General features: G+C 46.5%; 26 protein-coding genes. 9 read left to right on the top strand and 17 right to left on the bottom strand.

Going from position 1 to position 21,924, the window contains the following annotated elements:
* Nucleotides 1-104 precede the first annotated feature (104 nt).
* The 9 genes from MBEAL2_RS04865 to MBEAL2_RS04825 form a co-directional block, all read right to left on the bottom strand.
* A complete protein-coding gene (locus MBEAL2_RS04865) occupies nt 105-560 on the bottom strand; it encodes a redoxin family protein (RefSeq protein WP_152667697.1) in 456 nt (151 codons plus the stop codon).
* Nucleotides 561-716: 156 nt separating this feature from the next.
* Nucleotides 717-1,811, bottom strand: coding sequence for a TIGR04053 family radical SAM/SPASM domain-containing protein (locus MBEAL2_RS04860; RefSeq protein ID WP_047151162.1), 1,095 nt, complete (start codon nt 1,809-1,811; stop codon nt 717-719).
* Between the two features lie 22 nt (nt 1,812-1,833).
* Complete coding sequence (locus MBEAL2_RS04855) at nt 1,834-2,400, bottom strand: hypothetical protein (RefSeq protein ID WP_047151161.1); 567 nt, start codon at nt 2,398-2,400, stop codon at nt 1,834-1,836.
* 79 nt (nt 2,401-2,479) lie between these two features.
* Nucleotides 2,480-3,664, bottom strand: coding sequence for an MFS transporter (locus tag MBEAL2_RS04850; RefSeq protein ID WP_047151160.1), 1,185 nt, complete (start codon nt 3,662-3,664; stop codon nt 2,480-2,482).
* A gap of 50 nt (nt 3,665-3,714) precedes the next feature.
* Nucleotides 3,715-3,930 carry a hypothetical protein gene (locus MBEAL2_RS04845; RefSeq protein ID WP_047151159.1) on the bottom strand — a complete coding sequence of 72 codons (216 nt, stop codon included), beginning with the start codon at nt 3,928-3,930 and terminating at the stop codon, nt 3,715-3,717.
* Entirely contained in the window at nt 3,914-4,336 is a 423-nt protein-coding gene (locus tag MBEAL2_RS04840; protein WP_236692677.1) for a Rieske 2Fe-2S domain-containing protein, read from the bottom strand. Before MBEAL2_RS04840 ends, MBEAL2_RS04845 begins: the two co-directional genes overlap by 17 nt.
* Before the next feature lie 141 nt (nt 4,337-4,477).
* Entirely contained in the window at nt 4,478-5,020 is a 543-nt protein-coding gene (locus MBEAL2_RS04835) for a 4Fe-4S dicluster domain-containing protein (RefSeq protein ID WP_047151158.1), read from the bottom strand.
* A gap of 7 nt (nt 5,021-5,027) precedes the next feature.
* The gene (gene fdhF, locus MBEAL2_RS04830; RefSeq protein WP_047151157.1) at nt 5,028-7,160 is read right to left on the bottom strand and encodes a formate dehydrogenase subunit alpha; all 2,133 of its coding nucleotides are present in this window, start codon (nt 7,158-7,160) and stop codon (nt 5,028-5,030) included.
* Between the two features lie 12 nt (nt 7,161-7,172).
* Nucleotides 7,173-8,288 carry an MFS transporter gene (locus MBEAL2_RS04825; protein ID WP_047151156.1) on the bottom strand — a complete coding sequence of 372 codons (1,116 nt, stop codon included), beginning with the start codon at nt 8,286-8,288 and terminating at the stop codon, nt 7,173-7,175.
* A 223-nt stretch (nt 8,289-8,511) separates the two neighbouring features.
* Here MBEAL2_RS04825 and moaA point away from each other — a divergent pair, with 223 nt between their 5' ends.
* Together moaA and MBEAL2_RS28895 are read left to right on the top strand one after the other, a co-directional pair.
* Nucleotides 8,512-9,507: a GTP 3',8-cyclase MoaA gene (moaA, locus tag MBEAL2_RS04820; RefSeq protein WP_047151155.1), complete on the top strand. Its 996-nt coding sequence runs from the start codon at nt 8,512-8,514 to the stop codon at nt 9,505-9,507.
* Between the two features lie 184 nt (nt 9,508-9,691).
* Nucleotides 9,692-10,120, top strand: a complete 429-nt coding sequence (locus MBEAL2_RS28895; protein ID WP_152667696.1) for a DUF4871 domain-containing protein — start codon at nt 9,692-9,694, stop codon at nt 10,118-10,120.
* A 103-nt stretch (nt 10,121-10,223) separates the two neighbouring features.
* On the opposite strand, the gene MBEAL2_RS04810 is transcribed toward MBEAL2_RS28895, so the two are convergent.
* Nucleotides 10,224-10,754, bottom strand: a complete 531-nt coding sequence (locus MBEAL2_RS04810) for a hemerythrin domain-containing protein (RefSeq protein WP_052947476.1) — start codon at nt 10,752-10,754, stop codon at nt 10,224-10,226.
* A gap of 160 nt (nt 10,755-10,914) precedes the next feature.
* Here MBEAL2_RS04810 and MBEAL2_RS04805 point away from each other — a divergent pair, with 160 nt between their 5' ends.
* Together MBEAL2_RS04805 and MBEAL2_RS04800 are read left to right on the top strand one after the other, a co-directional pair.
* Nucleotides 10,915-11,598, top strand: a complete 684-nt coding sequence (locus MBEAL2_RS04805) for a Crp/Fnr family transcriptional regulator (protein WP_047151228.1) — start codon at nt 10,915-10,917, stop codon at nt 11,596-11,598.
* 221 nt (nt 11,599-11,819) lie between these two features.
* On the top strand, nt 11,820-12,170 hold the full coding sequence (locus MBEAL2_RS04800; RefSeq protein ID WP_047151154.1) for a DUF1904 family protein: 351 nt from the start codon (nt 11,820-11,822) through the stop codon (nt 12,168-12,170).
* Between the two features lie 191 nt (nt 12,171-12,361).
* On the opposite strand, the gene MBEAL2_RS04795 is transcribed toward MBEAL2_RS04800, so the two are convergent.
* From MBEAL2_RS04795 to MBEAL2_RS04785, 3 genes are all read right to left on the bottom strand, one after another.
* Nucleotides 12,362-12,946: a DUF1641 domain-containing protein gene (locus MBEAL2_RS04795; RefSeq protein WP_052947475.1), complete on the bottom strand. Its 585-nt coding sequence runs from the start codon at nt 12,944-12,946 to the stop codon at nt 12,362-12,364.
* Nucleotides 12,947-13,075: 129 nt separating this feature from the next.
* Nucleotides 13,076-14,527: a nicotinate phosphoribosyltransferase gene (locus tag MBEAL2_RS04790; protein WP_047151153.1), complete on the bottom strand. Its 1,452-nt coding sequence runs from the start codon at nt 14,525-14,527 to the stop codon at nt 13,076-13,078.
* Between the two features lie 163 nt (nt 14,528-14,690).
* Nucleotides 14,691-14,876 (bottom strand): alpha/beta-type small acid-soluble spore protein, encoded by a 186-nt coding sequence (locus MBEAL2_RS04785; RefSeq protein WP_047151226.1) that lies wholly within the window; start codon nt 14,874-14,876, stop codon nt 14,691-14,693.
* Between the two features lie 296 nt (nt 14,877-15,172).
* On the opposite strand from MBEAL2_RS04785, the gene MBEAL2_RS04780 reads away from it, so the two are divergent.
* From MBEAL2_RS04780 to MBEAL2_RS04765, 4 genes are all read left to right on the top strand, one after another.
* Nucleotides 15,173-16,552: an MATE family efflux transporter gene (locus MBEAL2_RS04780; RefSeq protein ID WP_047151152.1), complete on the top strand. Its 1,380-nt coding sequence runs from the start codon at nt 15,173-15,175 to the stop codon at nt 16,550-16,552.
* A 263-nt stretch (nt 16,553-16,815) separates the two neighbouring features.
* A complete protein-coding gene (locus MBEAL2_RS04775) occupies nt 16,816-17,064 on the top strand; it encodes a FeoA family protein (protein WP_047151151.1) in 249 nt (82 codons plus the stop codon).
* 1 nt (nt 17,065) lies between these two features.
* Entirely contained in the window at nt 17,066-17,791 is a 726-nt protein-coding gene (locus MBEAL2_RS04770) for a FeoB small GTPase domain-containing protein (RefSeq protein ID WP_047151150.1), read from the top strand.
* Nucleotides 17,763-19,160, top strand: a complete 1,398-nt coding sequence (locus tag MBEAL2_RS04765) for a nucleoside recognition domain-containing protein (protein WP_047151149.1) — start codon at nt 17,763-17,765, stop codon at nt 19,158-19,160. The genes MBEAL2_RS04770 and MBEAL2_RS04765 overlap by 29 nt, the downstream gene beginning before the upstream one ends.
* Here the strand turns inward: MBEAL2_RS04765 and MBEAL2_RS34320 are convergent.
* Nucleotides 19,129-19,485, bottom strand: coding sequence for an MFS transporter (locus MBEAL2_RS34320; RefSeq protein ID WP_439644826.1), 357 nt, complete (start codon nt 19,483-19,485; stop codon nt 19,129-19,131). The genes MBEAL2_RS04765 and MBEAL2_RS34320 overlap by 32 nt on opposite strands.
* A gap of 10 nt (nt 19,486-19,495) precedes the next feature.
* Nucleotides 19,496-19,642 carry a hypothetical protein gene (locus MBEAL2_RS31620; protein ID WP_161798169.1) on the bottom strand — a complete coding sequence of 49 codons (147 nt, stop codon included), beginning with the start codon at nt 19,640-19,642 and terminating at the stop codon, nt 19,496-19,498.
* On the opposite strand from MBEAL2_RS31620, the gene MBEAL2_RS04755 reads away from it, so the two are divergent.
* Nucleotides 19,619-20,611, top strand: a complete 993-nt coding sequence (locus MBEAL2_RS04755) for an acyltransferase family protein (RefSeq protein WP_082129760.1) — start codon at nt 19,619-19,621, stop codon at nt 20,609-20,611. The genes MBEAL2_RS31620 and MBEAL2_RS04755 overlap by 24 nt on opposite strands.
* A gap of 192 nt (nt 20,612-20,803) precedes the next feature.
* Here MBEAL2_RS04755 and MBEAL2_RS04750 read toward each other — a convergent pair whose 3' ends face one another.
* Entirely contained in the window at nt 20,804-21,169 is a 366-nt protein-coding gene (locus MBEAL2_RS04750) for a hypothetical protein (RefSeq protein WP_047151147.1), read from the bottom strand.
* A 96-nt stretch (nt 21,170-21,265) separates the two neighbouring features.
* Nucleotides 21,266-21,784 carry a YfiT family bacillithiol transferase gene (locus MBEAL2_RS04745; RefSeq protein WP_047151224.1) on the bottom strand — a complete coding sequence of 173 codons (519 nt, stop codon included), beginning with the start codon at nt 21,782-21,784 and terminating at the stop codon, nt 21,266-21,268.
* Nucleotides 21,785-21,924: the final 140 nt, after the last annotated feature.

Genomic DNA, 21,924 nt, shown 5'->3' with positions numbered 1-21,924 from the left:
TCTACACATAATAAGACGGACTTTACCTTTCCTTGAACAATACAGATTATGTATGTCTAATCTCTATCAAGGAGGTAAAGTCCTTTATTTTTCCTGGCTTTTGTTTATTCCTGTATTCCGAGCAATTGTTCAATCTTCGGCTTTACATTTTTAAACCCTTTGTCCCCGGCCGCACGATAGAACAATTTGCCTTCCTGGTCGAACAGGAAAAACGCCGGAAAGAATTGATTTTCAAAAGCGTCAGCGAGCGCATAAGCGTTGTCAACAGCAACCGGCTGAACAATTTTGTACTCCTGGATGTCTTTTTTTACTTTTTCTATGTCCATATCGCTTTCCTGCTTCGGCATGTGAACGGCCACCACTTGTAACCCTTTATCTTTGTATTGATGGACGTACGATACAACTTCATCCATTACTTCGTGGCAGATATGGCAAGATACGGCCCAGAAATGGATAAGCGTAGGCTTTCCCTCCAGCTCCTTCGGATCGAATCCCTCCGCATTAAACCATTCGGTTGCCCCTTTAAGTTCAGGCATTGGGCTTTTTAAACGCATTGGCATTATAAATAACCTCCTTTGTTTTATATTTCTATATTATACCACGGCTTCGTATTTTCCTTCTCCTTCTTACTTTTGAAGGTTGCCATGAAATGAAAAAAAGCAACTGCTCTTGATCGTATAAGAGAAGCTGCCTTGATTTTTTCATAAATCTTCCTTTTATTTCGCCTTCGGCTCGTAAACACAATAAGGCTCGCTTTCCATATAGTCCCCTGTGGTCGCATAGGCACGGGCCCGGGAGCCTCCGCACACAAATCTGTATTCACACACGCCGCACTTGCCTTTGTATAAATCAGGATTTCGCAGCGCCTGAAAAACCGGAGAATGACGGTAAATTTCGGCGAGTCCGGTCTCTCTGATGTTCCCACATGGAATCGGCAGCAGCCCGCTCGGATAAACGTCGCCCGTATGGGAGATAAATACGAATCCGTTACCGTCATTTACGCCTTTGGGCGCTCTTCCCATCCCGCCAATTTGGTTTATTGTGCCGTCTTTGAGTGTCGCCTCATAGTTTATCATGGACGTTTTTTTGTCTGCAGCCTTATTTTGCAGAACAACCCGGCGGTAATGCTGGGCAGCTGTAGATTTTATATCAAAAGGAACCGTTTTGCTTTTATGATAGAGCCAGGCAAACACTTCTTCATGCTGCCGAGGAGAGATCATATCTTCCGTCTTCCCACGCCCGGTTGGAACAAGAAAAAACACACTCCAAAGCACCGCATTCCATTCCTCAACCCATTTCGCCATTTCCTCAAGCTGGTTTACATTATACCGCGAGATAGTAGTGTTAATCTGAATCGGGATCCCCAGTTCATTTAAATACCCCAGCGCTTTACGGGTCAATTCAAATGATCCTGCCGTACCACGAAATCGATCGTGCACCTCGGCTGTAGGCCCATCAACACTAAAAGCCCAGCGTGAAAGTCCGACTTCTTTTGCCCGCCGGATTGCCTCTTTTGTTACGCGCGGTGTGGCGCTTGGTGTCATGGAAACGCGAAGCCCTTTCTTTACCGCATATTCAGTAAGCTGGAATAAATCTTTCCGCATTAACGGGTCGCCGCCCGTAAAAACAAAGAGAGGGTTATCCATTTCATAAATTTGATCGATAAGCCGTTTTCCTTCTTCAAAGGTTAACTCACGCGGGTCAGGGCTGTATTGCGCCTGCGCCCGGCAGTGAAGGCATTTGAGTGCACAGGCGCGGGTAACCTCCCAAATGACAATAAAGGGGTTTTCATCATAACTCCTCGCAGGCATCTTATTTCATATCCCTTCTTAACTACTGCTGGTTTCCAAATTCCCCGGTTGCTTCTACAATAAAAAAACGTTCAGCTGCAAGCTCTCTTATTTGTTCCTCTATTCTTAAAGAGCAGGAAACGATGCGGGAAATTCCGTCACTGTCATTTCCGGTATGATAGGATTCAAGGATCCCGTCCTCCAGCAGATTATATTGCGGATCATAAACCCGGACATAATTCCCTTCAATTGCCTTGTAGCGGGCGCCATACAGGAAGGTAAGCCACTCCTCCCAATTAGAGAACAGGCTTGCTTTCGTCCCATCTTCCAGGTAGCCGATATGATAATTCCCTTCCGCAATCGTACCGCCGACTTCATTTTTTGTATCAATGATGGTCCACCTTACCTTTTCAAGCGCGGGAAGTGAAATGTGCTCATTAATTTGAAACGTAATCGTTCCTTCTAAACCTACACGCGCATGGCATTCTCTATGATCAATGAAATAGGAATAATCATTCAGTGTTTTCTGCTTATAACCTGCCTGCTGCAAGAACGCTGTAATCGTATGAAAATCCGCATTCGGCTGTAAAATGTATACGTTGAGTGGCATTGGTTTCACCTTTCCTCATTAATATTGTAGCAAGAAGGAAAGCTCTCACATTTGCCCGAGAGCTTTCCTTCCTGTATCGTTACACCGCCTGCTTATTCACAAGCTGCACATTCTTCTTTGAGTCAAAGAATTTTTTGTTAAGCACGAAGCAAATCACAGCAAAGCCTACGAAAAACCCAAATCCCATGAAGTAAGACCCTGTCATATCTTTTACCGTTCCCATAATGATGGGAGGGAAGAACCCGCCAAGGCCGCCTGCAGCCCCTACGAACCCTGTGATAGCTCCTGTGTTGCCAGGGAATAAAGTAGGAACGAGTTTAAATACCGCTCCATTTCCAAGGCCGGCCAGGAAAGAAATCGTCAGACAGCCGGTAGAGAAGGCGATGATATTGTCTGTCATAAAGGAGATGAGGACTCCTGCGAGCGCCATCATAGCGAACACAAGTGTCAGAATGCGGCCAGCGCCGATTTTATCAGCAAGATATCCGCCAATCGGACGCATAATCGTAGCGAGAACAACGAAGCCCGCAGCCCGAAGACCTGCATCGACCGGTGAAATTTTAAACAAGTCCTGCAGCAGTGTTGGCAGGTAAATACTGAAGGCCACAAAGCTTCCAAATGTCAGGAAGTAAAACGCGGATAGAAGCCACGTGTTTTTAAATTTAACAACCGATAACGCCTGCTTAATTGTTTTTGTTTGTGCCGGTTTAGGAAGCTCTTTCGTACTGAACCAGAAAACAATGGCCATAACGAGTACCGCAGCAGCTAAAATCAGAAACACATTGTGAATGCCATACGCTTTAGCAAGGGAAGGAACAGTAAAGCCTGCAATGGCGGTCCCGAAGTTCCCCATTCCGGTAATTCCAAGTACGGTCCCCTGTTTTTCTGCAGGGTACCAGCGGGATACATACGCGATAGCAATTGCAAAGCTTGTGCCGGCCATCCCGATAAAGAAAGCCCAGAATAAGTAGGATGTATAGCTATTCGCAAAGCTGATCCCTACAAGCGGGATAATCATAAACAACATAAGCAGTGTATACAGCTTCTTGCCGCCCAATCTATCGGTCATAATGCCAAGCGGAATGCGCATAACAGAACCGAGCAGCACAGGTGTGGCAACAAGCACGCTTTTTTGCGTCGCCGTTAAGTGAAGGATCTTCTGCAGCTGGGAAGCAAGGGGTGACAAGCAGGCCCATACTGCGAAAGCAATAGCCATTGCAAGGGTCGCCATAAGCAGCGCTGAGGTTTGACCTTTTTTATCCATCATACATTTCTCCTTTTCGAGAGGTACTCTCTCTTCATTGGTTACTTATTTTATTCTCTCTCTTTTTTCTTCCAGGCCCTGTAAAGAGCAAACATACACATAGAGACAATGATAGAAACAGCGGAGACATAAGGAATCTTCTCGTCATGTGTGGCAAAATAAGACTCAACTACATACTGCAGAAGCAGCGTTTGGACAAAGGTTAATGCAATAAGCAGATAAAAGTAAGGATTCGACGATTTCTTTGGTTTACGCACGTTCTGCACCGTGACGCACCTTCCTTCCTACCGCGTATACTGTACCGCTTTTCACTTCCAATTCGATAAGAGGCAACTCCCGCTGCGGTGGTCCGGCGATCGGATGCCCTGTCTCGACGGAGAAGAAGCCGTGGTGGCATGGGCAGACAAGCTTTTCCTCTTCCGAGCTCCAAAACACTCCGCATTGCAAGTGTGTGCATTTGTTGTTATATGCCTTGAGCTGCCCGTTTTTCATATGAACGAGAACAGCCGGCTGGCTATCATCCGGGTAGTTAAAGACGAACGATTCCCCTTTCGGCAGATCTTTCAGGTCGATGATTTTTACCCTTGGCATGGCTTCTTTGGTTTTCCCCATGAGCGTACCTGCCGAGAAGGGAAGGGTCGCTGCCGACATTGTAATGCCGGCAAGGACCATTGATTTCAGGAACTTCTCCGATTGTAATCAGTGTCCTCCTTACGGTTTACGTTATCTACGAGGTGCAGCAAATCAGATTCAGTGTTTTTTCCGGTTTCATGTTTTGGCATGGGACGTTATCCTCCTTTCGAATTGAGATGGTTAGTCGGTATAGACGCCGAATGTCTCGGGTACGTATTTCCATTTATCCTGCTCGGCAGGTTTTCTGCCTTCTACGAGGTTTGATTGTGTGCGTTTTCTGCGCAGCTGCATCATCTCGTCAAAATCGATAAAACGAATGGCTTCTGACGGGCAAACCGATGCGCACATCGGCGGGATGTCCTGGCTTGTGCGTTCGTAGCACATGTCGCATTTGTACATGATGTTTTTCTCGAAGTCGAATTTCGGAATTCCGAACGGGCAGCCGAAGGTGCAGTTGCGGCATCCGATGCATTTCTCCTCCATTGCGGAGAGGACAACCCCTTCTTTCGTAATCTGGATGGCGTTGGCCGGACAAACACGGGCACAGGCCGGATCTTTACAGTGCATGCACATCATCGGGAATGTTTGTCTGCTTTCCATAAAATCCACGTATTCCACATAGTTGCGTTCTTTCGCGTCATGGCCGCCGCATTCCCGGCATGCTGCCTGGCAGGAGCGGCATCCGATGCAGCGCTCAAATTCAAGGTATAGTACTTTATTCATTGGTCGTTCACACTCCCTGGGATTTTCTCAGACGTACGGCACACACTTTAAATTCCGGCATGCGGGAAATCGGGTCAAGGCAATCATTGGTCAGTTGGTTAGCCGCAAGCTCCTTGCCCCAGTGATAAGGAATAAATACGGTATCGTTACGGATGGCTTTCGTTATCCGTGCTTTTACTTTCATCTTAGAGCGGCGCGTTTCGAGTTCAACGATATCGCCGTCCTGTACGTTGTATCTGCTTGCCATTTCCGGGTGCATCTCGGCATACGGTTCCGGGCATTGTTCCATAAGAAAGTCAATACGGCGGGTCTGATTCCCGGACAGATAATGGAAAACAACGCGGCCGGTCGTAAGAATTTCCGGGAATTCCTTGCTCTGTACTTCGCCTGGTTCTTGCCACTCTACCGCAAGCAGGTTGGCTTTTCCGTCCGGCGTCGGGAAGGAATCCTGGTATACATACGGTGTACCGGGATGCTCAAGGTCCGGACAAGGCCAGAATACGCCCTCGTTTTTCTCGATTTTTTCATACGTAATGCCATAGTAGTCGGCTTTGCCGCCCTTGGATGCGAGGCGGAGCTCATTGAAAATATCTTCTGATTTCTCGTACTGAAAGTGCTGGCCGCGTCCCATGCGATCAGCAATTTCACTAAAAATCTGCCAGTCGGGTTTCGATTCGCCCAGGGGCTCACGGATTTTGTTAATTTTGATTACGCGTCCTTCTGTGTTCGTTGTCGTTCCTTCATCTTCCGCCCATGTTGTCGCCGGCAGAACCACATCGGCGAACTCCGCTGTTTCAGAAAGGAAGAAGTCGCTGACGACAAGGAATTCAAGCTTCTCCAGCGCACTCCATACATTTGGCAGGTTTGGCGATGATACGGCCGGATTGCTGCACACAACATGCATGGCTCTTACTGTTCCGTGGTGGATGGAATCCAGCATTTCATAGGCGGACACGCCCGGCCCGGGCATTTCGCTCGGATCGATGCCCCATACTTTGGAGACGTATTTCACCGCTTCCGGATCGGTGAGCTTACGGTACCCAGGGAGCAGGTCGGATTTCTGGCCGTGTTCCCGTCCGCCCTGGCCATTGCCCTGGCCGGTCAGTGTAGCAACCCCGCTGGCAAACTTGCCGATTTGTCCACGCACGAGAGCCAGATTCGTATACGTTCTAACGTTGTCGACCCCTTTTCTTTGCTGTTCGACGCCGCGGCAGAACATGACGACCGATTTCTGTGCCTGGCCGTAGATGTGAGCCGCTTTGATGATTTTCTCCGGGGCGACTCCCGTAATTTTCGATGTATATTCCGGAGTAAACTGTTCGGCCACTTGCTTCAGTTCTTCAAATCCGTTGACACGCTGTTCTACATATTCATAATCGACATACCCTTCTTTGATAAGAAGGTGCATAATCCCGTTCGCTAAAGCCGAATCCGTTCCCGGGCGAAGGTCAAGGTGAACATCCGCAATGCGGGCTGTCGGCGTTTCACGCGGGTCGGCTACGATTAGTTTCGCTCCTTTATCCCGGCCGCGCCAGAACCAGGTAATGCTTGTTGGGTGGCATTCGGCCGTATTGGAACCTGCAAGGAAGAAGCAGTCGGAATGCATAAGGTCGGGCCACGGAAACGTAGAACCCCGGTCCATTCCGAGGGAGAGGTTGAACCCGCCTGCCGCGGAAGACATGCAATAGCGTCCATTGTAGTCAAGGTGTTTCGTTTGCAAGCCTACCCGTGCATATTTCCCAACAAGGTAACACTTTTCGTTGGTCATGGACACACCGCCGTATACACTGAGCGCATCTTTACCGTACTTCGCCTGAATTTCTTTAAATTTGCGTTCAATCAGGTCGTACGCTTCTTTCCAGGAGGACTCAACGAATTTCCCGTTCTTTTTAATGAGAGGACGCAGAATGCGATCGGGATGTTCTACCTGCTGGTATGCGGTAACCCCTTTTGGGCAAAGCCGTCCCTGGTTTACCGGCCACTCGTAGCGCGGTTCAATCCCTACGACTTTTCCTGATTTATCATCCACGCGGATGTTCATTCCACACTGCATACCGCAATAAGAACAGTGGGTCGGGATAAAGCTTTCTCCTTCACGGTGCAAATTTTTCGCTTTCGATGCCATATAATCAAGTGCCATGTCGTTCTCCTCCTACGCTTTCTTTTTACTGAAGCCCGGCATTGAAATTCCTGTGTTCGTATCGAGCGGAGCATACGGGTCTTTGCTTCGCGGATTTAGTAAGTTCATCTGGCGCATGGCGCGCATTTTGCGGCGGCATTCCCAGCAATATTCAGCTAAGTAGCTTCCATCATCGAGCTGTAAATCAAAGGCATTCTCTTTTAGAATGCTGACAACGTCTTCGATTTGTTCCTGGGCGGCGTATTCTTTGCCGCAGCCTTTGCAATTGTGCAATGGTATATCCTCCCCTACCTGATAATTCATCGGAACCGCGGTTGCCAGCGGCCGAATCGGAAAGTGAAACAGCTTGCCGAACGGAAAGTAAATGAGCAAGGTTACGACGGTCAGCTGGTGAATCATCGATATCGTCATGTATAATGTGCCGTGAAACAAGACAGCGCTGGCTGTGAGAGCAAGGCCGGTAACGGTCACCGCAAGGAGAATCATGAGCGGGACAATATCGAATTCAAATCGTTGTGTAACATGTAAATCCCGGTCTTTGATTCTGCGGTAGAACATCATGCACAATCCGATCAGGCACATGCCCCCCGTCCAGTTCAGCCCGTTGTAAATCATGAAAGCGAGAAAGCCTTCCACATCCATCACAATGGTTTTCATTCCCATAACGGATATGGCATAGTGCTGAGGATCCACAAGTGTAAAGTGGAACCAGCCGAACACAAGTCCAAATGTGATAATAAAGGAGCCCATACAGCCGTACGCGACGAGAAAGTGCTGAATGCCGCGGTAAATTCCGCGTTTAAAGATAAATTTCTGAAGGATAATGTTTTCAAACAGGGTAACGGCAATCGCTTTAAAGGAACGCTTCTTGCGTTTTTTATCCTTCAGGTTTTTCCGGCTTCTTCTATCCACCGCTTTTGTCGCCGGTCTCATCGAGAAAGCGACAATGCGAAAGGTAAGGCCGATGAAACAAACGCCGGCGGCCACCATATAGCCGGACAAAGCTAAATCGATATGTTTAAACTGGTTTGTTCCGAGGAACATCGTAACGAATACGATAAGAATAATGAAGAAACTGTACATGCTTGCACGTGAATAAAATGATTTCTCAAGATTATCCGGGTTCATCTTCCCACTTCCCTTATGCTGATTTAAAAAGTACGGCCGTTTGATTAGCTTTATAGTAAAAGAAATTTTCAGGTGCCGGAGTGATCTTTTTCACACATTTTCGGGGTTTCACATTACGTTCACAAAGTGCCGTGCAGCTGCCGGAGAAGTGATTTATTTCACAGTCGGACAAGGAGTGTTCTGGTATGATACCCGTAATTTGATAATAGAGAAGGTGCATGCATTGAAAGAACAATCTACGCTTGTTGACCCGTTTTTCCGGCACCATGATTATTTGCGCATCTCGGTAACGGACAGATGCAACCTTAAATGCCGCTACTGTGTACCCGATGGTATGCACCACTGCCAGCCGGAGAAAAATATTCTATCTTATGAAGAAATCGAACAAATCGTAAAGGTGGGGGCTGAACTCGGCGTCCGTAAAATCCGTTTGACCGGCGGAGAGCCGCTTTTGCGTAAAAACCTGCCGGTCCTCGTCGAAAAGCTGCACAGTATTCCGGGGATCGAAGATATCGCATTAACGACGAACGGAATTTATCTTCATAAGTACGCTTCTGAACTCAAGAGGGCGGGATTGAACCGGGTTAACATAAGCCTGGACACGCTTGATCCGGCAACCTTCAGTTACATTACGCGCGGCGGAACACTCAAAGACGTTCTTGACTCGCTCGAAGCGTCCCTTGCGGTTGGCTTTGCTCCGATTAAAATAAACACCGTTCTGATGAAAGATATTAATGAAGCTGATATTGAGCGTTTAATTGAGCTTGCTATTGATGCCCCGCTCCATGTTCGGTTTATTGAATACATGCCGATTGGCCATGCAGGCGATTTGTGGGATAGCAAGTATGTATCCCTTGATACTGTCCGCTTAAAAGCGAAGAAGTTCGGTACTCTGCAGCCGTATGGGAAAGTAAAAAACAATGGGCCTGCCGAGCAGTTTACGTTTGCGGGGGCAAAAGGCAGTATCGGGTTTATCCATCCGATCAGCAGCCATTTTTGCGATTCCTGCAACCGGCTGCGCCTAACTTCTGACGGCCGCTTAAAACCGTGCCTGTACTGGCAGGACGAAGTGGATTTGCGCCCGGTGCTTGACGACCCGTATGAGATGAAAAAAAGGTTTTATCAAGCCGTCCGGCGCAAACCGCAGCAGCATGAAATGGCACAATTGCTGAAAAGCGGCATTCCAACCACCCGCATGATGTCGCAAATCGGAGGATAAACCAGGAAAAAAGGAAGCTCAGGACTTTTGGCAGGTTTTTACATTGTCTATTTCGAATTATAATTGTAAATAAATGGAAATAGGTGACGATGTGAAGCCCTTCATGTTTTTTCTTTTGTTTTGTTTATTTCTAGGCGGGTGCTCCCAGGCAGAACCATCGCCAGCTAAGCAGAGTAATGGAACGGTGACTGCAAGTAACAAAGCAGATGAGTGGAAGGTAAGTCCTGTCTTTACCATTCCTAAACCTGGCCCTGACGGGAAAGATGTGCCATATGGTTTGCAAGGGGTTAACAACAAGTTTGCTATCGTTGATGGTCCAGTTATTGCAGGAGCAAAAAATAAACAATTAGTTCATATCTGGGGAGGAACACCAGAAAAAACGGAACAACTTTTTAACAAATCAGTAAAGGTGATAGGAACCAGCAAAGAAACTGGCAAAGTTGTTACAGCTTTTGAAGGAGCCATTGGTGTACCCAATGAAAATATTATAAAGCCGCCACATTATTATTCCGAAGCTGTCGGTTATTTAATTTTACCTTCAAAGGGCATTTGGAAATTGGATGCTTATGTTGACAATAAATCATTTGGCAGTATCGTGATTGAAGTAAAATAAACCACTCACTTGTTGAAATATTCGATAATATCACTTATGTAAAAAGCAGCTCAAATGTTGAGCTGCTTTTTTTGATATTTAATCCCCTCCAGCTATTAGCATCTTAAAGCTGCTTGTTTTGCAGGAGACCCCATAATGCCTCTTTTTCCTGTTCACTCAATATCTTTTGTGCCATAGGGAACAGAACATTCTCTTCCTTTGCGAAATGAGAGAGCAGCGTCTCACAGGCACCTAGAAGTGAAGCCGCGGCCTCCCCAGCTTGCTCCCTATGCTTTATCTGCCCTTCGAAGGCCGACAGCAATCTTTTTGCTTCACTGTGCTCCCATTCCATCACGGCGATCGGGCCTTGCTGTGTTCCGATATGTCTTCCCAATACAGGGAAAAGTCCCTCTTCTTCTTTTGCCGAATGAATCTCCAAATCTATTCTAAAGCTTGCTTCCTGTTCACATAGTCCCTGAATTCCCTCATTCCACTGCCCGTCTGCTGCATCATCGAGCCACTTCGCTCCCTCAGCCAGCTTATGAATGCGGGCAACGAGCGGCGGATGCTCATTCAACAGCATCTGGATCGCATCGCAATAACTGCTCACATCAAAATTCCCCATCGCTGCACATCTGCCTTCTGTATTAAACATTTCAATTCCCCAAAATCATTGATTTATCTTTATTGTACTTATCCTTTTGCCATCGTTCCGTAACATTCATCACACAGGATGGAAAAAGCAATTGTGTGCAGCCCCTGTATTTAATATACTTGAAACAAATAAAGTGAAAGCGGGGTGTTTCTTCTATCTTATGCAGAACCTTTCTAGTTCACTGTGGGCGCTTTTAAACGAAAGTGTCACAGCTAAAAAAGTAAAAAGGGACTCATACCTCTTCAAGCAAGGAGAAGAAGCATCTTTTATGTACATAATTCGTTCGGGAAAATTCCAGGTCGCAAAAGTTGACAAGGACGGGAAAGAACTTACCTTAAGAATTTGTAAAAAAGATGACATTGTAGGGGAACTCATTTTATTTAAAGACAATCCAACCTATTTTTTTACCGTCAAATGCTTACAGGATGGGGAAGTGGGCGTAATCCGGCGGGAGGAGTTTGAGAGTAAGCTGGGGCAAAATAATGAGATGGCCCTGGAATTTATAAGGTGGATGAGCGATCATTTTCGCAGAACGCAAACCAAGTTTAGAGACCTTGTGTTAAATGGGAAAAAAGGGGCGATTTATTCCATTTTAATTCGCCTGGCAAACAGCTATGGAAAACAAACAAAGGATGGCATTCTGATTGACGTGCCTTTCTCCAACAAAGAACTGGCGAATTTCTGCGGTGTAACAAGAGAAAGCGTAAACCGCATTCTGCAGGAGATGCGCAGCGAGAACCTGCTTTCTGTTGAGGGGAAAAAAATCGTCATTCACGATTTGGAAAAGCTAAAGATTATGAACAACTGCGAGGATTGCCCCCCGGAAATTTGCAGCATAGATTAAGCTTATCCGGCCCGCAAAATAACTTCCATTCTATTCATAAGCGCAGGCAAACGCCGGTGGGAATCAATACCGTAATGATACCGCCGGCTTTCTTGCGTGCATCAATTTTTTTGATACGAAGGCATGAATCGTTGTATACTTTATTTAGGAATAAACTATTAAAATGAGCTAAACTTTGTTTTTGATTGTCGATACACATAGTTCAAGAAAGGAAAATTAGCATGCCTTTTTTACGCTTTAAAGGATTTGAGAAGAAAATCTTGCAGCAAATTGCCCCTGACCTTGTTGCTGAGTTTTCCCATATTGCCAACGTTCCGAAGGAGATTGTAAAAATCGAGCTCGTTGCCGTGGAACAAATAACCGACCATCCCCCTTCCCTCGAAATTTTAATGTTCCCGAGAGAAAAGGAAACACATGATCGGCTTGCTTCAAGGCTTCATGCAATGGTAAGCGAATACGGGTACAGCCATGTGCACATCTTTTTTATTTTGCTTAACCATTCCCTCTATTACAAAGAAGGCAGCCCGTTAGCAGAAATCCCAAGTGTAAAGCAGCCCTCCTGTACCTCATAAAAAAGAGCAGCTTGTCCGGGCTATGCCCAGACCGGCTGCTCTTTGTTTTGCTATAATGAAATAGCAGTGGTATTCGAAGCACCTTTCGCTGAAGTGGACATCCTTGCTTATACGGTAAAAGAAAAGAGCACCCAATAAGAGAAATCTTACTGAACACTCTTCGCATGGTTACCTACAGGCAACAGCCCGCGTTATTTAATGACCTTTTTCTCGGATAAAACATCGAGCAGCGCCTGAACAAATTTAATTCCTTTTTGTACCGCCGGGTCTTTCAGCATTTTCATCAGGCCGAATATAGAGACGGTAGATTGATTCCGTTCGGCTCTCTCCTTCGCTTCCTTCACGATTGATGCTCCATCCTGCACGCGTTCCTTCACCGGGGAAGTAACCAGCTCAACCGTCTCTGTAACAGCGATAAGCATGTCTCTGTTTGCAAGAGGTTCCACGAGTGAAGATACACGCTCAAGCAATGCCACTGATTTAGCAATGGATGGCAGCTTCTCTATAATAACGGTAAGGGCCTCCAGATTTTCTTGTGAAAGAGCCATTTTAGAGAGCGGGGAGACACGGCCGGCCAGGTAATTAATAGACTCCGCGTCGCTGGCAAAGGCTGATACCATTTCGATGCCCTGTTCTGCCTTCTCCATAGCGTCTGTAATCTGGGGGAGCTTTCGAATGAGCGTGGCCAATGCTTCTTGAATTTCCGGATTTGATAGTTCATTCAACCATAAGGCTGAAGACTTTTCGGGTTCCTGGTGCGTAGTTTCTGCGTCCATATATCTTCTTCCTTTCTTCTGACACATTTGCAGCGAGCTTATTTTATCCTGTCCTAAGCGGGCAGGAAGTATTACCATTATAACACTTCATATATAAATAATTACACAGCAGAATGAACGGAACGTGTTTTATCCTTCTCCTCTTATTTCACGCACCTTACTATGAAGCAGTTCGTTTTTCAGCTCACGCAGTTTATCAGACAGAACCACAGGATAAATTTCCGGATTCGTACGCCGGCGGTATTCCTCCCAGAAAAGGGATAGCTGAGCCTGGTGGTATTCGCGGATTTCTTCCACATCCGGAGAAGAATACACCAGATCTCCATTTTTAAAAACCGGGATAAGCAGTTCAACCGGTATGAAGTTCGCAACGGTTTTCGTTTTGAACGTATGCACCGGGTGCACCATGTTTATTTTCTCCGTGCCATCAAGCGTTTCGTTCTGGAAACAAATATAATCCCCCCTTGCTTTCCATGTGTTGCGATCGATTAACCGGTATACTTTCTTATACCCCGGATTCGTAATCTTCTCGACATTCTCTGATATTTTAATAACCGGATCCCATTGTCCCTTTCGTTCATATGCAACGGCCTTGTACACTCCGCCAAGCGAAGACTGGTTTCCGCCTGTAATCACATTCGTTCCGACTCCCCATATATCGATTTTCGCCCCCTGTGCTTTCAAATCGGAAATGAGCATTTCGTCTAAATCGCTTGAAACTGTAATTTTGACATAATCCAGCCCTTCCGCATCCAGCATTTTCCTTGCCCTTTTTGACAAATAAGAGAGATCGCCGCTATCGATTCGCACACCGGCTAATCGGCTGCCCTTCTCTTCCATTTCCTTTGCCACGCGAATCGCATTCGGAATCCCGCTGCGTAAGGTATCGTACGTATCGACAAGAAGGACGCAACTATCAGGGTAGAATTCGGCATAGCGGCGGAAAGCCTCTAATTCGGTCTCATGCAGCTGAACCCAGTAGTGCGCCATCGTTCCGGCAGTCTGCATTCCATAGCGCCTGCCAGCCGTCATATTGCTCGTACCGTGAAAACCAGCAATGTAGGCCGCCCTTGCCCCAAGGATCGATGCCTCCGTTCCCTGCGCCCTTCTCTTCCCCATCTCAATTACCTGGTCGCTCCCGGCTGCCTGCATAATGCGGGAAGCTTTCGTCGCGATAAGGGTTTGAAAGTTAAAGCGGGTAAGCAATTCTGCTTCAATAAGGATGGATTCAAAAATTCGCGTCTTCACTCTAAACACCGGCTCGTTCGGAAAAATGATTTCCCCTTCTCTTGCAGCAAACAAGTCACCGGTGAAGCGAAATTCTTTCAATTCTTTCAAAAACCCTTCTTCAAATAAGCTATCTTCTCTTAAGTACGCAAGATCCTCTTCTGTAAAACACAAGCTTTGAATATAGTCAATCATCGTCTCCAGTCCCGCAAAAACGGAATATCCGTTCTTGAAAGGATGCTTTCTAAAAAAGCCGTCTGTGACCACCTGTTCATTATGGCGGTTTTGTTTCCAGAAGCCCTGCATCATTGTTAATGCATACTTATCGCAATTAAGAGCCCTGTCTGTGCCCATGCTATAACTCCTCCTTGGTTTCAACGTCACTGCCCTTGTTTTCCTATATCCTTTTCCCTTTGTATTCCCATTCTTCCCCGCATGTTATCCACTTATAAAATAAGGAAGCCTCCCGCCGTTGTGGCAGGAGGCTTGATTGTATCCTTTTAAACGCCTGGTGCTGTTACTGTAAGGGCCCTATGCGGCCTGCGATTGCTTGTTCAGCAACTTGAATCATGCGTTTCACCATTTCTCCACCTACAGAACCGTTGGCACGGGAAGTTTGGTCGGCACCAAGCTGAATGCCGAATTCCTGCGCAATTTCATATTTCATTTGCTCAAGTGCAGCCCGGGCGGATGGAACAAGCAGCCGGTTTCTGCTGCTGCCTTGCTGCGCATTGCCCTGCTGTGCGTAAAACGGTTGTACATAGCCCTGCTGTACGTAGCTTTGTTGCTGCATTCTAGGCATTGTAATCTTTCCTTCCATATAGAAGATGTTGTTACTTGCTAATCTTAAAATCCCACGAAGGCAACAATTTATACTGTTATCATACTGGTAATATTTTCATGCAATACAAATAATGCAACGAAAGATGTTCTGATGCCGTCAAATCTATGTTACTATTTTATGGCGTGCCTCTAGCTTTATAAGAAAGGTGATTGACGATGAGACAAACCAACTCATTAGGGCAAAAGGTGCGGCAGTTTTTCATTATCCTGCTGCCGATTTTGATTACGCAAATCGCCCTGTTTGCTATGAACTTCTTTGACACAATTATGTCGGGTCACGCGAGCCGCAATGATTTAGCGGGCGTTGCCATTGGATCCAGCCTCTGGGCTCCTGTATTTACAGGGCTTAGCGGAATCCTTCTTGCTTTAACCCCGATTATCGCTCAGCTCATTGGGGCGCAGCGGAAGGAACGGGTCCCCTTTAATGTAGTCCAGGGAATCTACCTGGCTGTAGTGATTGCGATTGCCGTTATCGTGTGTGGAACCGTTCTGCTCAATCCTATTTTGAACGCAATGAAGCTCGATCCTGAGGTGCAGCGGGTGGCGCATGATTTCCTGGCTGCTCTTTCCTTAGGAATGGTTCCGCTTTTTGTATATACTGTATTCCGCTGTTTCATTGATGCGCTCGGCCATACACGCACGACCATGCTTATTACGCTTGTTTCGCTGCCAATTAACGTTTGCCTTAACTATTTATTAATCTTCGGTAAGCTTGGGTTTCCGCGGCTTGGCGGCGTTGGTGCCGGATATTCCACCGCCATTACGTATTGGTGCATTGCGATTATCGCATTCTTCGTTATCAGGCGCGGAAAGGCATTCCAGGAGTATCAAGTGTTCGGCCGATTATATCGCGTTTCGTTCCGGGCATGGTGGGAACAGCTGAAAATCGGGGTTCCTATCGGTTTTGCCATCTTTTTCGAAACAAGCATTTTTGCTGCGGTTACACTCTTAATGAGTGAATTTAACACGACTACCATTGCCGCGCACCAGGCGGCGCTGAACTTCGCCTCTCTTCTCTATATGATACCGATGAGTATTGCAATGGCCCTGACGATTACCGTCGGCTTCGAGGTCGGGGCCGGCCGATTCAAAGACGCAAAGGAATACAGCTTATTAGGAATCGGCATTGCGGTTGGCTTATCCCTTCTTTGTGCGGTTGGGCTGTTTACATTTAATGAGCAAGTAGCCCAGCTATACACGAACGATCCGGCTGTATTCGAATTAACAAAGACCTTTTTGCTGTTCGCTATTTTCTTCCAGTTGTCTGATGGAATCGCAGCACCCATCCAGGGCTCATTGCGGGGTTACAAAGATGTAAATGTTACGCTTGTAATGACCTTTATCTCTTATTGGATATTGGGATTGCCCATCGGTTACCTCATCGCACGGTTTACATCCTACGGCGCTTTTGGCTACTGGATTGGACTCATCTCTGGCCTTGCTTTCGGCGCTATCTTTTTATCCATTCATTTACGGAAAATACAGCGTCGGCATTCGTTGCCGGTAGAACGATCGCTCCTGGACATTAGTGTGTAACCCCCTAAAATATCACTCAGAACGGCAGCCCTCTTTATAAAAAGCGCGGCTGCTTTTTTGCGTTTATTTGTATACCCTGCTTTGCAGGATTAAACAACGCCTGCACATAATTACACCTTTAAAGTTGCCTAAAGGAAACTTTGTTTTACGATCGCAAAAAAATCGTTGACATTTCATAATTTCGTGCATAAGATAAAAATATAAAGTTGACTAAAGGCAAATCTTTTACCTTGTACCAATATAGATTGATGGAGGAAAGATAGATGTCCAAAACCCTAATCCCTCTCTCAGATGTAACCCCGGGAAATCGTTTTCGCATTACTGCACTCAATATAGAAGGAACAATGCGCAGGAGGCTGCTTGACTTAGGTTTCGTTCCTGGAGCCGTGATTGAAGTTTTGAAGAAAAGCCCCCTGGGTGACCCGGTTGCGTATTATGTGAGCAATACGACCATCGCGTTACGGAAAGAAGAAAGTTCTAAAATAGTAGGAGAACAGATAGGAGGCCTGTAACATGAAATCGTACCGCATCGCTTTAGCGGGCAACCCAAATACAGGAAAAAGCACCCTATTTAACGCACTCACCGGTTTACGCCAGCATACAGGAAATTGGCCCGGAAAAACCGTTGCCCATGCCGAAGGAACATTCACACACCTGAACCAGGCGTACACCCTGGTCGATCTTCCAGGAACGTACTCCCTCTATTCAAATTCCGCAGATGAAGAAGTAGCGCGTGACTATATTATTTTCGAGAGGCCGGATGTGACGATTGTTGTACTGGACGCGACTGCAATGGAACGGAATTTAAATTTAGCTCTGCAGGTTCTGGAGATGACGGATCGCGTTATTGTGTGCATTAACTTAATCGACGAGGCGAATCGAAAAGGCATTTCTATCGATCATACAGTGCTTTCCAGACAGCTAGGTGTCCCCGTCGTCAAAATTTCAGCGCGAAACAAAGTCGGATTTGATACGTTACTGAACACCGTTGATCAAATGGTGAAAGGAAAAATACAGACAGCGCCTTATCAAATACAATACACCGATAAGCTGGAGGAAAATATTAAGAAAGTGGAACCGATGGTGAGAGAATGGCTCGGGGATTCCTTCCCTACCCGCTGGATTGCGCTTCGGCTATTGGACGGGGACGACATCTTTATCCAATCTTTGAAGCAAAGGGTGAAGGCCCATGGAAAGGGAGGCAGCCTGCATGACTTCAAATTCAGCATTCAGTCCTGATCCCTTAAAGGATTGGACCGAGCAAGCCGGGACGCTGTCTGATTCCAACACAAGAGATGAAATTGTCTCCAGTATTTTTCAAGCGAGCAGAAGCATATGCGATGCAAGCGTAATGTATGCGAATAAGGAAAGAGTGAAGACGGAGAAAATAGACCGGATCCTCACTTCACCCCTCTGGGGGTTTCCGATTATGCTGGCTATTCTCGGCGTTATATTTTGGATAACGATTGCCGGGGCTAACGTTCCTTCCGGCATGATTGCCGAGCTATTCTCAGCCGCCGAGGTAAAACTAACCCTCTTGTTTCAGGCTATTCATGCTCCGGCATGGCTCCATGGCATGCTTGTCCTCGGTTTTTTCCGTGGAACAGGATGGGTCATTAGCGTAATGCTGCCCCCAATGGTTATTTTCTTCCCTATTTTTGCTCTTTTAGAGAATTATGGATATTTGCCGCGTGTCGCGTTTAACATGGACCGGTTATTTAAAGGAGCCGGAGCGCACGGCAAGCAATCGTTAACAATGGCGATGGGCTTCGGCTGTAACGCGGCGGCAATCATGTCGACGCGCATTATTGAATCCCCACGCGAAAGGACGCTGGCCATTCTAACAAACAACTTCGTCCCGTGTAATGGGCGCTGGCCTACTTTAATCCTGCTCGCGTCCCTGTTTATGGCCGCAACCTACACAGGCGGAATGGCAACGCTGGTGACAGCTGCGACAGTGATGGGGATGGTGCTTATCGGCATCGTCGTTACCCTCACTGTATCATGGACGCTTTCGAAAACATTGCTGCGCGGTGTTCCAACGCACTACACCCTGGAGCTTCCTCCGTACAGAAGGCCGAAGGTTTTACACACGATTTTCCGTGCAAGCCTTGATAAGTCCTGGAACGTACTGAAACGCGCTGTCATTGTCGCGGCCCCCGCTTCTATTGTGACATGGGTGCTGGCCAACATAAACATCGGCGATACAAGCGTTTTGATGCACATTGTCAATTTCCTGGACCCGTTCGGCAAGGCGCTCGGGCTTGACGGCTTTATTGTAGCGGCCTTTATTCTCGGGCTGCCGGCCAATGAAATTGTCGTCCCCATCCTGCTTATGGGCTACCTATCAACCGGGGCTCTGACAGATATTCAGGACATGGCGGAACTTAAACACATCTTTCTTGCCCACGGCTGGACGTGGTTAACCGCGTTAAATATGATGCTCTTTTCCCTGCTCCATTACCCGTGCGGCACGACGCTCTTTAATATTTATCAGGAAACGAAAAGCGCAAAGTGGACTTTTCTTTCCTTTGCGATTCCCACGGCCCTTGCTGTTCTCGTCACCTATATTGTCGCTACTGTCGTAAGGAGCTTTGGACTCCTATAAACCATGTCGTTACTTTTAACCGGGGAGAGTTTAGAAACTCTCCCCTTTTTCTTTTGTCCCCTGACTTATGCCATCTTTTGTACTGAAAAATCGCCGCCGAAAAGCCAAGGAATACAAGGCTCCATAACAGCATAGAAACAATCATAACCGGGTATCTTCCAATATAGTCTGACAAAGCGCCTCCTAAAAAACTGCTGAAAGTCGCGACTAAAAAACTTACAGCCAGAATAGCTCCTACCGTTACAGCATCCATTCCTTTTGCCTGACCAAGGTAGATACCTAAAAACGATGGATAAGAAAAATGGTAGAAATCCCCCGTTAAAATTTCGCCTTTTTTACTTTTTTGTTATCCCATCAAAAAACAGGGTAAAACTGAGCATCATCTGGGTCAGGGTATCGTCATCGCCACATCCAAGGCACCAGTGGGTGAGCACCCCCTGATACGTTTGAATTAGCATATCGGCGAGCATTTCCGGTGGCATTTTCGCTGTATATTCCCCCGTTTCCTGGCCAATCACAAAAAATGGAGTGATAAGCTGCCGGAATTCTTCCATAAGAAAGGAAAGAAAAGGTTTTTACAGGACCGTGTAAAACGTCCCGGCTGGCCCCTGTTGTTTGGTGTAGCCCTCCTTATCCCTGTGCTCATGTACATATTCCATTTGCATTATCGCGGATACCCGGCGGTTTCATTCTGGAGCTATTATAAAACCTATTATTTAGGAATGACAGCCGAACCCGCACACTGGATCGGGCCGGCCTGGCCGGACTTAAATTTCGGGCACCTCTGGTTTATTGAAAATTCACTCTTCTACTCTCTTGTTTACCTACTATGCACCCTGGTTATGAAAACAAAAAAAGCAGTAGGAACCGCTGCGCAGTCGGCGCCTACTCATACTGGAATCGTGTTATTTGCCGCTGCGCTCTCACTTATTACATTTATCGTCCGCATCTGGTTCCCGATCGATCACTGGATTGGTTTGTTCGGCTTCATCCAAATGGAAGTGGCCCACATCCCTCAGTACATTAGTTTTTTTGTGCTTGGCATTATGGCCTACCGGAGAAACTGGCTGCAGCAGCTTCCCGCCCGCACAGGAAAGGTGTGGCTTGCCGTCGGCGTTATTCTTGCCGTATTGTGTTATTTAGGGTTCGCTCCTGCAATACAGGGCGGTCTTAGCTTACGTGCCTTTATCTATCCTTTCTATGAAGCATTCGAGTGTACCGGTCTTATTATTGGTTTGCTCTATTTATTCCGTACATTTTTCAATACTTCAAGCAGCCTATCGAAAAGCCTTGCCCAGAACACGTACGCCGTATATATCATACATATTCCTGTCCTTGTTGCTTTTCAGTACGCGTTTTTACACGTCGCTCTATCGGTTTACCTTTTGTTTACTTGCTTCTCCATTAACCTGCTGACGTTTTCTTTTGGATCCCAGCAATCGAAACGATAGTTCGGATTTGTATTATACCCGAGTCTTTTACAAAAGTAGTTTATGCCCCTGTCGTTTTTTTCTACGGTAAAATTTTTGCAAGTTGCACAGCAATGAAATTCTTTCATTTGAAACACCACCTATTGCAAATATTCTACGGGTATAATAGTTATCCTGCTGCCGAAAGCATTTATCCGTTTTAATTTTTTCTTTCTAACGATAATACGGCGTTGAAGGATAGGACGGGTACACGGTTGAGGGATAGACGGTTGAAGGATACGGGGTCGGAGGATATGGCGTATAAGGATAATAAGGAGGGTAAGGATATTTCGGTCTTGCAGTAGCGACCCCGGCCAGATAAGCTAATGGAATAGTGAGGAGCAGGAAGGGAAATGACCGCTGGTCACTCAGGTTAGCGCTCAAGCCTGCTTCTGTCTCTCTATTCGGCACCGCAACGGTCACGTTTTCCCCATCCACATTAAGGATATATCCTTTGTGCCGGCTCCCGTCTCCCGTCGTTAATTTAACGTAGTGATACATATGGGCGCGGCATGCCTGGTAAGCCTCCTGCGTCATCATATTACACAACTCCCATTCTTTTTAACACATCTTATTACCGTTGCCCTAAACTTGACTGGGCGTTTGTGTAATAACCGTATAAAGACGTAAAAATCTTCACCAGTCTAACCGATTGCGCAGGGATGTAATATGAGCAATGTGGTGGCAGCTGTGCCATGCGTATATACCGATATTAAAACCAACTTTAACTTCACCTGAGTCCGGATGAATAAATGTTTTTTCCAGATCCGCAGCGCTCAGGCTGCGTAACAGGGTAACCCATCTGGCATGCAAAGCCTCCAACAATACAAGCGAAACTTCAATCGGCAGCCTGGAATCATACAATTCCGCCCACTTCTCTTCTCTATACGGCTTAATTGTTGGATTGTCCTCTGTCAAAGCGAGCTTGAAACGAACATAGGCATTCATATGGCTATCTGCAAGGTGATGGACGACCTGGCGGACCGTCCAGCCGTCAGGTCGATACGGTGTATTCAACTGATTATCTTGCAAGTCTCGTACAGCCTTTCTTAAAAGAGCCGGTGCCCCCTCAATTTCTTTAATCCAGCCTTCGATTAGACTGGGCGTAAGGTCGCCGTTGTGTTTAAATTGGCCAACAGGATAACGTAAGTCCATCCGTTCTTCTCCCCTTCCTATAATTATTTTTTTTTTGAATTTGTCCGGATTTTTCACATAACCTTCTATTATGTATCCACATCTGGTACAAATTCTATATGTAATATCTGAGCCTCTCAGGCTGAAGCGGCCAACAGGAA

The organism is Aneurinibacillus tyrosinisolvens (genome assembly GCF_001015055.1).
GTDB classification, from domain to species: Bacteria; Bacillota; Bacilli; order Aneurinibacillales; family Aneurinibacillaceae; genus Aneurinibacillus_A; species Aneurinibacillus_A tyrosinisolvens.
Note: the sequence above shows the minus strand (reverse complement) of the source record. Positions and strands in the feature narration are given on the sequence as shown.

Coding starts and splice junctions, on each gene's coding strand:
- MBEAL2_RS04790 (WP_047151153.1), bottom strand. CDS start 14,527: ATGGGCACAGACAGGGCTCTTAATTGCGATAAGTATGCATTAACAATG.
- MBEAL2_RS04835 (WP_047151158.1), bottom strand. CDS start 5,020: ATGAATAAAGTACTATACCTTGAATTTGAGCGCTGCATCGGATGCCGC.
- MBEAL2_RS31620 (WP_161798169.1), bottom strand. CDS start 19,642: ATGCCACCGGAAATGCTCGCCGATATGCTAATTCAAACGTATCAGGGG.
- MBEAL2_RS04805 (WP_047151228.1), top strand. CDS start 10,915: ATGCAGAACCTTTCTAGTTCACTGTGGGCGCTTTTAAACGAAAGTGTC.
- MBEAL2_RS04860 (WP_047151162.1), bottom strand. CDS start 1,811: ATGCCTGCGAGGAGTTATGATGAAAACCCCTTTATTGTCATTTGGGAG.
- MBEAL2_RS04775 (WP_047151151.1), top strand. CDS start 16,816: ATGTCCAAAACCCTAATCCCTCTCTCAGATGTAACCCCGGGAAATCGT.
- MBEAL2_RS04795 (WP_052947475.1), bottom strand. CDS start 12,946: ATGGACGCAGAAACTACGCACCAGGAACCCGAAAAGTCTTCAGCCTTA.
- MBEAL2_RS04855 (WP_047151161.1), bottom strand. CDS start 2,400: ATGCCACTCAACGTATACATTTTACAGCCGAATGCGGATTTTCATACG.
- MBEAL2_RS04810 (WP_052947476.1), bottom strand. CDS start 10,754: ATGTTTAATACAGAAGGCAGATGTGCAGCGATGGGGAATTTTGATGTG.
- MBEAL2_RS04825 (WP_047151156.1), bottom strand. CDS start 8,288: ATGAACCCGGATAATCTTGAGAAATCATTTTATTCACGTGCAAGCATG.
- MBEAL2_RS04770 (WP_047151150.1), top strand. CDS start 17,066: ATGAAATCGTACCGCATCGCTTTAGCGGGCAACCCAAATACAGGAAAA.
- MBEAL2_RS04850 (WP_047151160.1), bottom strand. CDS start 3,664: ATGGATAAAAAAGGTCAAACCTCAGCGCTGCTTATGGCGACCCTTGCA.
- MBEAL2_RS04750 (WP_047151147.1), bottom strand. CDS start 21,169: ATGATGACGCAGGAGGCTTACCAGGCATGCCGCGCCCATATGTATCAC.
- MBEAL2_RS04765 (WP_047151149.1), top strand. CDS start 17,763: ATGACTTCAAATTCAGCATTCAGTCCTGATCCCTTAAAGGATTGGACC.
- MBEAL2_RS04745 (WP_047151224.1), bottom strand. CDS start 21,784: ATGGACTTACGTTATCCTGTTGGCCAATTTAAACACAACGGCGACCTT.
- MBEAL2_RS04800 (WP_047151154.1), top strand. CDS start 11,820: ATGCCTTTTTTACGCTTTAAAGGATTTGAGAAGAAAATCTTGCAGCAA.
- fdhF (WP_047151157.1), bottom strand. CDS start 7,160: ATGGCACTTGATTATATGGCATCGAAAGCGAAAAATTTGCACCGTGAA.
- MBEAL2_RS04780 (WP_047151152.1), top strand. CDS start 15,173: ATGAGACAAACCAACTCATTAGGGCAAAAGGTGCGGCAGTTTTTCATT.
- MBEAL2_RS04840 (WP_236692677.1), bottom strand. CDS start 4,336: ATGGTCCTTGCCGGCATTACAATGTCGGCAGCGACCCTTCCCTTCTCG.
- MBEAL2_RS04865 (WP_152667697.1), bottom strand. CDS start 560: ATGCCAATGCGTTTAAAAAGCCCAATGCCTGAACTTAAAGGGGCAACC.